Below are 12754 nucleotides of genomic sequence, written 5' to 3' on the forward strand. Positions count from 1 at the left end.
CGGGGGTGCTCGCCGTGGCAGGTGATCGGAAAAAGTGCAAAAAATGTCCTCCCGAAGGTGCTCCTGACTATATGCTTACCTACGGAGACATGGTGACGCTCCTGCTCACCTTCTTCGTAATGCTTCTGACCACGGCCACCATTGACGGGCACCAGTTGCGGCTGATCCTGGCGGCCTTTCCCGGCCTGGGGAGTCTCGAGGGGGGCAATACCCTCGAAGCGGGGCCGCTGGCGGAGTTGGGCAACACCATAGAGTCGCTACCCTCCATGGAACGGGGCAGGGCCCTGAGCGAGGCCCGCCGCGAGGCGATCAGCATCTTTCAGCCCGAGATACAGTCCGAGATGGTGCGCATTCAGGAGGACGAGCGGGGGCTCGTGATATCGCTGGCGGGGGATTCCTTCTTCGAGACGGCCAGCGCCCGGGTCAGGATCGAACAAACCCGGGGCATCCTGCAGCGCCTCTCGAGGTTGCTCTCTCTGGAAATACTCTCCGAGAGGACCTTCCGGATCGAGGGCCATACCGATAATATTGCTACAGANCCGAACGGTCCCTGGCCGTCGAACTGGGAACTTTCCACGGAGCGCGCCCTGGCGGTGTTGCGCTATCTGGCGGAGTTCGGTGTGGAGGAATCCCAGTTCCAGGTGATGGGGCTCGGTGAACACCGTCCCCTCTACGACAATACAACCGCCGAGGGACGGGCGTACAATCGCCGGGTTGATGTTATAATACTTACCGACGGTCACTTGTGACCGTCTGGAGCGGAGGCGTTCCGTTCCGGGAGGATAGGCGATGTCTGATGATTTGTTTGATCCGGAAGATGAATCGGGTGGTGAGGAGAAGCCTGCGGCGGGGAAAAAGAAGATAGGCTTTCTCCCTGCCATCGTGATTGATATTCTCAAGTGGAGCGCGATCGTCATCGGCGCCATCGTCTTTATCGTGGTGGTGGTGGTGATCACCGTCAGAGCCATGGGCGGGGGGGCGCGGGCAGATACCTCTCGCCTGCCCCTGCACAGCGAGTACGAGCAGGGCGGGGCCGAGATGCTGGACTGGTTCAGCCAGATCGGTGATGTCCGGGGAACCACCCGGGACGAGGTGCGCCGGACCTTTATCGTCACCCCCCACATCGGATACCGTCCCGAATCGGATGCCACCCTGCAGGAGCTGATCCGGCGGGAGATCCAGATCCGTGAGGCGATCGCCATCTATTTTTCTTCCCGCTCCATCCGGGAGCTCGAGGGAGTGGAGAACCGGTTGCGGGTCAAGCAGGATCTTCGGGAAGAGATCAACCGGATTATGGTGAACCGTGTTCGCGATGTAGCTTTTAGTCGCTACGAATTTATCGAGTTCTAGGGCCGGACGGTGCAGGGAACCGGGCCCGACAGGGAACGGGCTTCNTTTGGGCAGAAAGAGGCCTCTTTTTTGTGGGAAGGCACCTTTTGTGCGGAGGATTGCGGAAAAACGCGGAAATCTGCGTGAAACTGCGGGGATCCGGGGGAATAGAGAAGGCCGTGCCTTGCAAAGCCTTGCAAAAGGCGAGGGGTTATGCAAAAAATGGTATGAAGGGGGCTTGAACCGGTATGAACGAAGTTCTGTCTCAGGACGAGATAGACCAACTCCTCACAGCGATCTCGTCGGGGGATGTGGATACTGATGATTTTTCTCAGCCCACGGAATCGCGGAAGATCAAGATNTATGACTTCAAGCGACCCGACAAGTTTTCCAAGGAGCAGATCCGCACCGTCTCGATCATGCACGAGACCTTTGCACGCCTCACCACCACCGCCCTGAGTGCCCAGTTGCGGAGCCTCGTGCAGGTCCACGTGGCGAGTGTGGATCAGCTTACCTACGAGGAGTTCATTCGTTCAATTCCGAACCCCACAACCCTGGGTGTGATCAACATGGATCCGCTCAAGGGGTCGGCAATTCTGGAGATTGACCCGGCGATCACCTTCTCTATTATCGACCGCCTCTTTGGAGGGCAGGGCGAAGGAACCAAGGTTACCCGGGATCTTACCGATATCGAAACCTCCGTCATGGAGGGTATCATCGTGCGGATCCTGGGGAACATGCGGGAGGCCTGGTCCCAGGTGATNGATCTGCGCCCCCGGCTCGGGCAAATCGAGACGAACCCCCAGTTCGCCCAGATCGTTCCGCCCACGGAGATGGTCGTTCTGGTGACACTCGAGACAAAAGTCGGTGAGATCGAGGGAATGATGAACTTTTGCATTCCCTACCTTACCATTGAGCCGATCATTTCCAAACTTTCGGCCCAGTACTGGTACTCCTCGGTACGGCGCGGGGCCACAACGGAAAACCTGAACATCCTGAGAGAGCGGCTCTCCACCATCGCCGTTCCCCTGGTGGTGGAGATCGGCTCCATGGATCTCACCGTCCGGGATGTTCTCTCACTGGCCGTGGGTGACGTTATCCGGCTTCAGGATTCGCATATCTACGACCATATGGCGCTCCGCGTGGGAGACCGGAAGAAGTTCTGGTGCAAGCCGGGGCAGATCGCCAACAAGCTTGCCGTTCAGGTGACGGGGCGGATCGAGGCGATCGAGACGGAAGAGTTTGAAGAACTCGTGGCGGAAGAAGGAGAGTAGGGAATGAGTGATGGATCCCTGTCCCAGGACGAAATAGATGCTCTGTTGGCCGGCACGGGCAACATAGACCTCGGTGAGAGCTCCTCCGGCGGGTCTTCCTCTTCGGGAGGGTCGCTGGAAGGGCTGAAAGCGGCTCTCTCCGAGACGGTGCAACAGCAACAGTCCAATATGGCGATGATAACCAGCCAGGACGTTCGCATGAACGCTCCCACGGTAAATTCCGGGGTTCCCAGCGGCTTCAGCGGTCAGGTGGTCCGCATCAGCTACCGCTTTGGCGACGCCGGGGATCACGCCTATCTTCTCTCGTCGGAAGATGCCGTGAAGATCGCCGCCGCCTCCATGGGGCTCGACGGGGTGGAACTCGACGATGCCTCGCTGAACGCTGTTCAGGAGGTCTTCGCCCAGGTCTCCGGTCCGGTGATCAACACCCTGAGCGAGAAGACGGGGGCCACCATCATGCCCGAACCCCCCAAGGCAGAAATGGTGACAGCCGATTCTCTCGGCCTTCCCGGAGATCCCGTGTATGCCCGCTACGCCGTGACCCTGGGCGAGAGCGACTCCGTGGTGATCTACGAGATCTTCGAGAGCTCCTTCGCTGCCCGTCTCGAGGGCGGAGGTAGCGCTTCCAATATGATGGGCGGTATGGGGATGGACGCTGGTGGCATGGCCGCCTCAGGAGCCCAGATGGGGCAGATGGGACAGATGGGTGGTGGCCCCATGGGGGGTGGTTTTCCCGGCGGAGGCTCCATGGGCGGAGCCCCCATGGGAGGGGGTATGCAGCAACAGTCGGGTGGAGGAATGTTCGGAGCTGGGGCAAACGTCCAGTCCGTCCAGTTTCCCAACCTCCAGCAGAGCACGGGCATGTCCGAGCACGGCAATATCGGCCTGCTCATGGACGTCTACATGGAGATGACCGTCGAGCTGGGGCGAACGAAGAAGCTGATCCGGGAGATCCTTGGCATGGGAGAGGGTACGATCATCGAGCTGGACAAACTGGCGGGAGAACCCGTGGATATCCTGGTTAACCATAAACTGATCGCCAAGGGCGAGGTTGTGGTCATCGATGAGAACTTCGGTGTCCGTGTGACGGAGATCGTCTCGCCCATGGAGCGGGTTAGCGATATGACCTGAGAAGGTTCTTTCCGGCCGGGGCGGCAGACCGGGCCGGAGAGCGAAAGGGGAGGGGAATCTTGTTTCAACCACGTCGTGCGCCGACCGTCCGTGCGGTCGCGCTTGTCTGTATAGTCGTGACGTTTCTTTCGGTACAGCCTGTTTTCGCCCGGAATCCTTCTCCCGGGGAGGTCTCTCCTGAGGCACCCTCCGGAGAGGCCCCCGGGGACGATCAGGGGATCCCTGCCGGGGAGGGCCCCGCCGGAGACGGCCAGGAGGGCCTCGCCGGGGAGGCCCGCGACGAGCGGGCGTTTCGGTTTCAGCCCTCCCCGGCCGGCCAGGCCGACGATGTGCCCGGCCAGGGGAACGGGACCAGAGCGTTCGGGATCGGTGACCTTCTGCGAATGGTCCTGGTCCTGCTGCTGGTTGTGGGGGCTGTCTACGGTGTCATCGCTTTTTTGCGCCGCCGCGCCCCTCGCGTCGGGAGCGACGATGATTCTCCCCTGAAAATTCTGGCCTCGCGCGATCTGGGTGCCAATACCCGGCTCTATGCGGTCATGGTGGGCAGGGAAGTTCTGTTACTGGGTGGCGGCGAAGGGTCTCTTCAGCTGATCTCGCGCGTGGAGGATCAGGAGACCATAGACGAGCTGGTTCTCGCGGCCTCCCGGGAAAGTGCTGCCGCTCAGGGAGGCGGGTCCTTTGGAGCGCTTCTGGGCAGGATCGCGGGGAACGCCATTGTTCCCGGTACTCCCGCCCCCGGAGGGGTTCCCCGCTCGTTTCTGGGGGCTCAGCAGGAGCGGCTGAGGAAGATGCGACGATGAAGCGTCCCCCCCTGTTCGCTCTTGCGGGATTCGTTCTCTTTCTTCTGGCGCCTCTCTCGCCGGCGCCCGAGGCCCAGTCTGTGCGCGATCGCGATGTAAATACCCTGGGGGATCCNCTCCTTGCGCCCGCCCCGGGCGAGACGGGGCTGCAAATCCCCTTTCTGGATATGCAGCTTCGCGGACCCGACGGGGGGGCCGAGGTGGCGTTCTCGCTCCAGCTCCTGCTGATGCTGGCTGTGCTGAGCCTGGCTCCGTCGATCATAATTATCATGACCTGCTTTCTCCGCATCGCCATTGTTCTTGATTTTGTCAAGCGCGCGCTCTCGCTCCAGCAGGTCCCGCCGACCCAGGTCCTGATGGGGATAGCCCTGTTTATGACGGTCTTTATCATGATGCCCACTTTGCAGGAGATCTACGATACCGCCTACGTTCCCCTGCGGGAGGGCGAGATCGGCCTGGATACGGCCTATAGCCGCTTTGAGGGGCCCTTGCGGATCTTCATGTTTCGCCAGATGGAACGCGACACCCGCAGTGTGGAACTCTTTATGCGCATGGCCGATCTCGACCGACCCGAGACGCTCGCCGATGTACCCACCCATGTGCTGATCCCGGCCTTTGTGCTGAACGAACTCACGGTGGCGTTCAAGATAGGAATTCTTCTTTTTATTCCCTTTATCGTGGTCGATATGGTGGTGGCCTCGGTGCTCATGTCCATGGGTATGATCATGCTTCCTCCGGTCATGATCTCCATGCCCTTCAAGCTGATTCTCTTTGTTCTGGTTGACGGGTGGAATTTGATCATCCAGCAGCTCGTGGCCGGTTTCGGAGGCTTTCTATGAGTCTCGGTCAGGCCGTTACCATCTTCCGGAGCGGAATCTTCCAACTCCTCATCGTATCATCGCCCATTCTCCTGATCGCCATGGTGACGGGTCTGATCATCAGTATCCTCCAGGCAACCACCAGTATTCAGGAGCAGACCCTCACCTTTGTGCCCAAGATCGCGGCGATTCTCCTGGCCCTGATCTATTTTGGCCCCTGGATCATGCAGATGCTGATGCAGTACACCCTGATGCTGCTGAACCAGATCGGGAGCATGTAATCGTTATGGTACTGGACGGGATCGTTCGGAACGCACCGCTCTTCCTCCTCGTCTTTGTCCGGGTCTACGCGTTGCTGAAGGTCTCTCCCATCACCTCCTCCGAGGCGATCCCCGGTCTGGCCCGGTCGGCCGTGGCCTTCTTTACGGCCTTCGCCGTGCTTCCCTCGGTGATCGCCGGCGGCTATCCCCTGCCCGAAAGGGGGCTGGATTTCATCCTCCTCGGGGTGGGGGAGATGCTTATCGGCATTCTCACGGGGATGTTCCTGGTGCTGCTCTTCTCGGTGTTCCAGCTGGCGGGGCAGTTCTTCTCGCTCCAGATGGGGTTCGGTGCCTCCCAGGTCTTTGATCCCCTNGCGCAGATCGAGATCCCCCTGGTAGGGCAGTTTCTCAACATGATCGCCATGATGATCTTTATCATCTCCGGGGGGATGCAGCGAATCTTCCTTCAGGGGGTCCTGGGTACCTTCGGGGCCATGACGGCCCCCGATCTCGCCACGGCGGGAGCCGATGTTCTGCCCCTNGTCACGGGAAGCCTGGGGAGGCTCTTCGAGCAGAGCCTGGTCCTCTCCTTTCCGATCCTGGGGACCCTCTTTCTGTTGCAGGTTACCATGGGGCTCTTCGGGAAGGCCGCGCCCCAGATGAACCTCCTCATGCTGGGCTTTCCCATGGCGATCGCGCTGGCCTTTCTGCTTATTTTTCTTACCATGCCCTTTCTTGTGGAGGCCTTCGAGATCGTGATCGACGGCGCCTTCGATCAGATCGATATGCTCTTCAGCGGTTCCCCGGGAGGGGGCGCTGCCCCGGAGGTAACGCCGTGAGAGCCCTGATCGGGGAGACCCCGNAAGCGATGCCCGACGAGCGGGACCGGTGCCCGCCGGGAATGGGCGCCCAGGGGGATCGCGCTCTTCTTCGGGAGTGNCCCCTTCTTCCCGAGGCGGTCCTGCGGGATCAGCTNGCGACGATGCACCTCCAGTGGTTCGCCGCCGAGGACGAGGGTCGGACGGAAGACCCCACGGAACAGAAAATCCGCAAGTCCCGGGAAGAGGGAAAGGTCGCAAAAAGCCCCGACGTGAGTTCCGCCGTGGTGATGCTTTTTTCCGTGGTGGCCCTGGGGCTTCTGGGGCGCTACATGATGGATCTTATTCTGGAGATGACCCTCTTCTACCTTGCCCGGGCCGGGGAGCTGGATCCGGGAGAATCGGGGGTGCTCATGCGGGCCTTCTACGGGTTTTTCCCGCGCATTATTCTGCCCCTGGTGATGGTCTCCTTTGTGGCGGCTATTTTCGGGAATGTAGTCCAGTTCGGCTTTCTCTTCACCACAAAGCCGATCAGCCCCGATTTGAACCGTGTGGCTCCCAACGTGGGNAAATGGGCAAAACGGTCCTTTCTTTCTGTGGAAGCGCTGTATAATTTTATGCGGAATATTGGTAAGGTGATCCTTATCGGCACGGTCTCCTACGTGCTGGTGCGGAGCCGTTTCGATACGCTGGTCAGCATGATCCGTCTGCCCTACGANCGNTCCTTTGCCTACGTGGCGCAGACGGTCTTCATACTGCTCCTCACGGCATCGCTGCTTTTGCTGTTTATCAGTCTCTTTGACTACGCCTTTCAGCGGCAGCAGCACCGGGAACAGCTGAAGATGACCAAGCAGGAAGTAAAAGAAGAGCGCAAGCAGTTTGAGGGTGATCCGCAGGTGAAAAACCGCATGCGTCAGCGAATGCAGGATCTGCTCTCGCGGAACATGGTTCAGAACGTGCAGACCGCCGACGTGGTGGTGACGAACCCCACTCACTTTGCCGTGGCCCTGCGGTACGACCCGGCGACGATGAACGCTCCCACCGTTACGGCCAAGGGCCAGGACGAGGCGGCCTTCAGGATTCGCCGTATTGCCGAAGAGGCGGGGGTCCCGCTGATCGAGAACAAGCCCCTGGCCAGGGCTGTCTACGCCGAGGTTGAGATAGGGGACGAGATCCCGGAGAAATATTTTGAAGCGATGGTTATTGTGTTGCGCGAGGTCTACCGAATGACGGGGAAAAAGGTGATGTATGGCTGATTCTCCCCGAACGGAACAGGCGGGATTTCTCTCGGGTATGGGTCGCACGAGCGATCTGATCGTGGCGATCGGCGTGGTGGTGATCGTCATGATGCTGATCATTCCCCTGCCTACGGTGCTTCTGGACACGCTGATGGTGGCCAACCTCCTGCTGGGGCTTCTGACGATTCTGATCGTTCTCTACACCCGGGATGCCCTGGATTTCTCCGTTTTCCCCACGCTTCTTCTGGTGACCACCGTCTACGGTCTGGCTCTGAACGTCTCCTCCACACGGCTCATTCTGAGTCAGGGTGAGCTCTTCTCCGGTCAGATCGTTCGGGCCTTTGCCGCCTTCGTGGTGGGTACCGAGGGGTCCGAGGGGCTGGTGATCGGATTGATTATCTTCATCATCCTGGTGGCGGTTCAGTTCGTGGTGATCACCAAGGGTGCTACCCGGGTCGCCGAGGTGGCCGCGCGGTTCACCCTGGACGCCTTACCGGGAAAACAGATGGCCATCGAGGCGGAGTACAATAACGGCTCTCTCTCGGAAGAGGAGATGACCCGGAAGAAACTCGCCCTGGAGCGGGAAGTCGATTTCTACGGGGCCATGGACGGAGCGAGCAAGTTCGTCTCGGGTAACGTAAAGGTGGGGATCCTGATCACCGTGGTGAACATCATCGGTGGANTCATTGTGGGAACCACCATTCACGGAGAAACCATCAATAGTGCCCTCTATACCTACGTATCGCTCACCATCGGTGATGGTCTGGTCTCGCAGTTTCCGGCGCTCCTGATCAGCACCGCCACGGGTCTGATCGTGACCCGGGCCATCTCGGACGGCACGTTCGGCGANGACGTGGCGACCCAGTTCGGCAACCAGTCCCGGGTCTANTGGATCGCCTCGGCCTTCCTCCTGGTTCTGGCTGTTCTGCCGGGGTTCCCCTGGTACGTGCTGGTTCCGCTTGCGGGATTAACGGCTTTTACNGCGTACCGCCTCCAGAACAGGGACCGGGCTGCCGCTGAGGCCGAGGCAGCCCTGTCAGAGGCCGCACCCAAGGCACCTCCCCAGCCCGAGCCGACCCACGTGGCTCCCCTGGATCCCCTGTCCATGGAGCTGGGGTACGGCCTGATTCCCCTGGTGGACAAGGAGAAGGGGGCCGAGCTTCTGGATCGTATTACCAGTATCCGCCGGGAGATGGCCCTGGAATTGGGTCTTGTGGTCCCCAGGATCAGGATAATAGACAATATGAGACTCGGGCCCAACGACTACAGTCTCAAGATCCGGGGGGTCGAGGTAGGGCGCGGTACGATCCGCATGGGACGCTACCTGAGCATCAACCCCGGTGGAGTTCGGGAGGAGGTCGAGGGNGAGGCTACCCGGGACCCTGCCTTCGGTTTGCCTGCTCTGTGGATTACCGAGTCAAACCGGGAACGGGCCGAGCGGGCGGGGTATACTGTGGTTGATCCTCCCTCGATCGCGGCCACCCATCTGACGGAGGTGATCAAGCGCCACGCCTCGGACCTGCTGGGTCGTCAGGAGGTTCGCCAGATGCTGGATCAGCTGAAGCAGGATTATCCTGCCGTGGTGGAAGAGGTGCATAATGCCCTCGGGTTGGGGGATATCCAGAAGGTGCTCCAGGGGCTTCTGCGGGAACACGTCTCGATCCGCAATCAGGTTGTCATTCTGGAGGCCCTGGCCGATTACGCCCCCGTGAGCAAGGAGATCAGCTTTTTGATCGAGAAGACCCGTCAGGCCCTGGGGAGGCAGATATGTCTGCAGTACGCCGACGAAGATCACCTTCTTCGGGTTGTTACCATTGAACCGGCCCTGGAGCAGGAGATTGTGGACAGCCGGGTAGACACCTCGAGTGGCCCCGTGAGCGCGCTCCCTCCTGCCCGGCACCGGGAATGGCTGAATGCGGCGGCGGGGGCGCTCCGCGGGATGCAGGAACAGGGGGCCTTGCCGGTGATCCTTTGTTCCGAGGCGGCCCGGAGGCTCGTGAAGCAGAGCCTCCTCCGGGATATTCCCGACACGGCGGTTCTCTCGATTCCCGAGATTTCTCCCGATATCTCGGTGGAGTCGCTGGGACACATCGAGATTCAGTCACAGAGCGAGGACGGATAGATGGATTATTTTGTGGAACAGGCGCCTACCGATCAGGAGGTTCACGCGATCATCCGCCGGAAGTACGGTGACCGGGCGCGGATTCTCGCCCGCAAGGAGGTTCGCGTCGGTGGTGTTCTTGGCCTGTTCCGGCGTACGGCCGTGGAGGTCACGGGCTATTGCAGCCACGCCCCGCAGCAAAAACAGAAGGTTGTAACGCGAGGAACCGTGGCGGAAGAGCGAAGCAAAATTCTCGAGCAGGTTCTGAATCGCGAGGGGGCGGGGACAGCNCCCCGGACAGCCTCCGGCGAGAAATCACCGGCCGTGGCACCGGCGGCGAATGGGGCTATGGAGTCGGTCCTCTCCGAGATCAGGGCTTTGCGGGACACCCTGGCCCATCGGGGAGAGGNGGGGGGGGGGAGCGACCCTCCGGCCCTGCAGACGGTTCGGGCTGTGCTGGAGGACAACGATTTTTCTCCTGCCTATATCAGGGATGTAACGGACTCCCTGCGTCGGGACTGCACCCTGGACCAGCTCTCCGACGCGGACTGCCTCGGGCAGGAGGTGGTGGCTCGTATCAGGGATTCGATNTCGATCTACCCCTGGCAGGAACGCCGCCGGGTTCCCCATGTTTTTGTCCTGGTGGGGCCTACGGGAGTGGGCAAGACCACGACNATCGCAAAACTGGCCGCTATGTACGGTGCTGTGGCTGATCCTGCCTTCGATGTGCGGATCCTGACCATCGACACCTACCGGATCGGCGCGCTNCAGCAGATCCAGAAATACGGCGAGATCATGAACATACCCGTCCATGCCGTGGAGAGCGTGGGAGACATGAAGAACCAGTTGGCCCTTCACCAGGATGCCGATTTTATCTTCGTGGATACCATCGGAAAGAGTCCCAACGATTTTGGCAGNCTCGCCGAGGTGAACCAGCTCGTGAGGGCCTCGGGTGGGGAGGTTCACCTGGCGGTGAGCGCCACCACCAAACGGGCCGATCTGGGGGAAATCCTTCGTCAGTTCGAGCCCTTCAACTACCAGGCTGTGGTGGTCACCAAGATCGATGAGACGGCCTGCGTTGGTGGTATCATCAGCGCGCTCAAGGAGAAACAGAAATCGGTGAGCTTTCTCACCGATGGGCAGAGCGTTCCCCAGGATATAGAGCGGGCGCGGCTGGAGACCTTTCTCCGGCGTCTGAAGGATCTTCCCGGGAATTCCCCCGAGCTCCGGGAGTCCGGGCATGAAGACTACCGGCTTCCGGGAGCCAAGGAAAGGCAGGAATAGGCATGACAGATCAGGCAGAAACCCTTCGGGCGATCATGCGGCAGCGCGGNAGCCAGACGGGAGAAGAGACAAAACGGACGCGCATTATCACCGTNGCAAGCGGGAAGGGCGGTGTGGGAAAGACCAACGTCTCCACGAACCTGGCCCTCAGTTACGCNGCCCTGGGGAAAAAGGTGATCCTCATGGACGCTGACCTGGGTCTCGCCAACGTGAACGTCGTTCTGGGGATCATNCCCAAGTACAATCTGTACCACGTAATCCGGAAACANAAGCGAATGAGCGATATCCTTATGGATACCGACTACGGAATACAGATTGTGGCAGGGGCTTCGGGATTTGCGAAAATNGCCAATTTNAGCGAAGATGAACGACAGGGATTTATCGAGGAACTCTATCATCTGTCCCATGCGGATATTATCATTATCGATGCCGGGGCTGGCGTCAGCAACAACGTGCTGGCCTTTGTAGGGGCCGCCGACGAGGCGCTGATCGTGACGACTCCGGAGCCTACGGCGATAACCGANGCCTACGGGATCATCAAGATTATCGCCACGGAGATTGATAATCTNAATCTGGGGCTCAAGCTGATTGTGAATCGGGTTAAATCGGTGACGGAGGGGAAAAAGGTGGCCGAGCGAGTGATCAATATCGCCGGGCAGTTTCTGAATCTCAAGGTGGATTACCTGGGGTACCTCTACGACGATCCCACGGTGCAGGAGGCGATTCTCAAGCAGAAGCCCTTTCTTGCCCTGGACCCCAAATGCAAGGCATCGATTTGTATAAATCAGATTGCAGGTCGGCTCGAACGGGTGGAATATCGNGAAGGAGGGGGAGTTGGCCAGTTCCTCAAGAAACTTTTCGGCCGTCTGGAGTAGCCCCGGGAGCAACTTGACGGCAATTTTCGATTTGCCGTACTCTGGGGGTAGGTGATGGAACGGTATCTCAAGGTTGCCGGAGCGGGGGCCGGAGTCGCTGTGGTTGTCGCTCTGTTCGCNGGCCTCCTGGGAGGGGTTGGTTTGGGAGCGGTGATGGTGCGTTCCCTGNTGGCCGCTCTTGTCTTTGCTCCGGGGGCTCTGGGGATAACGATTTTTGNGGAACGGTTTCTTCCGGAGCTGATGGATCCCCTGGATTCGACGGCTGGTTCCCGCCCCGAGGAAGGGCGGGAACACCCCTCGGGGGAACGCGATGAATCGCCTTCCCCGGGAAGCACCCTGAACATCGTCGTGGAGGATGAAGNCGGTTCTTCCGACGGGGAGACAGACCGGGAAGAGAGAGAGGCTTTCTCGTCTGATNCNTCNGCGANGGAGGGGNCCTCTGCGGNCGANACCCGGCCTTCCGGGGGNGACGATCTGGTGGAAGAGGTGGAGGAACAGGGGGATTCNGGCGAGCACGNCCTTCCCGGCTCCTCCGGGGACGGTGTCGACGGAGATGATCAGANCGACCGTAGCAGTCGNATCGATAATTCCGATCTCGACGAGATGCCCGATATCGGCAGTTTCGCCGGTTCTTTCGTCTCCCCCGGCGATGACGGGGAAGAGCAGGGGGAAGAAGGGTTCTCCGACGGCCCTTCGCCTGCCAGGGGTGAAGGATCATCCTCCAGGGGGAGTGATGGCCACGATGCAGCGCAGATCGCAAAGGCGTTGCGGACGATGATAGCTCGTGATGAGTGAGGAAACGATCCCGTGAGCGGGCACTGGGGAG

12 protein-coding genes are annotated in these 12754 nt (G+C 60.1%); all 12 read left to right on the forward strand.

Annotated features, from left to right (window positions below):
* Positions 1–14: 14 nt before the first annotated feature.
* The 12 genes from motB (at position 15) to B071_RS0104780 (ending at position 11928) form a co-directional block, all read left to right on the forward strand.
* Positions 15–749, forward strand: a complete 735-nt coding sequence (motB, locus tag B071_RS0104725; RefSeq protein ID WP_026244985.1) for a flagellar motor protein MotB — start codon at positions 15–17, stop codon at positions 747–749.
* Between the two features lie 40 nt (positions 750–789).
* Positions 790–1350 (forward strand): flagellar basal body-associated FliL family protein, encoded by a 561-nt coding sequence (locus B071_RS0104730; protein WP_018525959.1) that lies wholly within the window; start codon positions 790–792, stop codon positions 1348–1350.
* Positions 1351–1577: 227 nt separating this feature from the next.
* Complete coding sequence (fliM, locus tag B071_RS0104735; RefSeq protein WP_018525960.1) at positions 1578–2603, forward strand: flagellar motor switch protein FliM; 1026 nt, start codon at positions 1578–1580, stop codon at positions 2601–2603.
* Between the two features lie 774 nt (positions 2604–3377).
* Positions 3378–3734 carry a flagellar motor switch protein FliN gene (gene fliN / locus B071_RS20590; protein WP_493302534.1) on the forward strand — a complete coding sequence of 119 codons (357 nt, stop codon included), beginning with the start codon at positions 3378–3380 and terminating at the stop codon, positions 3732–3734.
* Positions 3735–3850: 116 nt separating this feature from the next.
* The gene (locus tag B071_RS0104745; protein ID WP_018525962.1) at positions 3851–4534 is read left to right on the forward strand and encodes a flagellar biosynthetic protein FliO; all 684 of its coding nucleotides are present in this window, start codon (positions 3851–3853) and stop codon (positions 4532–4534) included.
* Between the two features lie 167 nt (positions 4535–4701).
* Positions 4702–5373 (forward strand): flagellar type III secretion system pore protein FliP, encoded by a 672-nt coding sequence (fliP, locus tag B071_RS0104750; RefSeq protein WP_498365797.1) that lies wholly within the window; start codon positions 4702–4704, stop codon positions 5371–5373.
* Complete coding sequence (gene fliQ, locus B071_RS0104755) at positions 5370–5633, forward strand: flagellar biosynthesis protein FliQ (protein ID WP_018525964.1); 264 nt, start codon at positions 5370–5372, stop codon at positions 5631–5633. The genes fliP and fliQ overlap by 4 nt, the downstream gene beginning before the upstream one ends.
* 5 nt (positions 5634–5638) lie before the next feature.
* Positions 5639–6451: a flagellar biosynthetic protein FliR gene (fliR, locus tag B071_RS0104760; RefSeq protein ID WP_018525965.1), complete on the forward strand. Its 813-nt coding sequence runs from the start codon at positions 5639–5641 to the stop codon at positions 6449–6451.
* 143 nt (positions 6452–6594) lie between these two features.
* Positions 6595–7686: a flagellar biosynthesis protein FlhB gene (gene flhB / locus B071_RS0104765; RefSeq protein ID WP_051075260.1), complete on the forward strand. Its 1092-nt coding sequence runs from the start codon at positions 6595–6597 to the stop codon at positions 7684–7686.
* Positions 7679–9790, forward strand: a complete 2112-nt coding sequence (flhA, locus tag B071_RS0104770) for a flagellar biosynthesis protein FlhA (RefSeq protein WP_018525967.1) — start codon at positions 7679–7681, stop codon at positions 9788–9790. Before flhB ends, flhA begins: the two co-directional genes overlap by 8 nt.
* Positions 9791–11053 carry a flagellar biosynthesis GTPase FlhF gene (gene flhF / locus B071_RS15975; RefSeq protein ID WP_018525968.1) on the forward strand — a complete coding sequence of 421 codons (1263 nt, stop codon included), beginning with the start codon at positions 9791–9793 and terminating at the stop codon, positions 11051–11053.
* Between the two features lie 35 nt (positions 11054–11088).
* Positions 11089–11928 carry a MinD/ParA family protein gene (locus tag B071_RS0104780; protein ID WP_245534048.1) on the forward strand — a complete coding sequence of 280 codons (840 nt, stop codon included), beginning with the start codon at positions 11089–11091 and terminating at the stop codon, positions 11926–11928.
* The last annotated feature ends 826 nt before the right edge of the window (positions 11929–12754 follow it).

Source organism: Alkalispirochaeta alkalica DSM 8900, from assembly GCF_000373545.1.
GTDB classification, from domain to species: Bacteria; Spirochaetota; Spirochaetia; order DSM-27196; family Alkalispirochaetaceae; genus Alkalispirochaeta; species Alkalispirochaeta alkalica.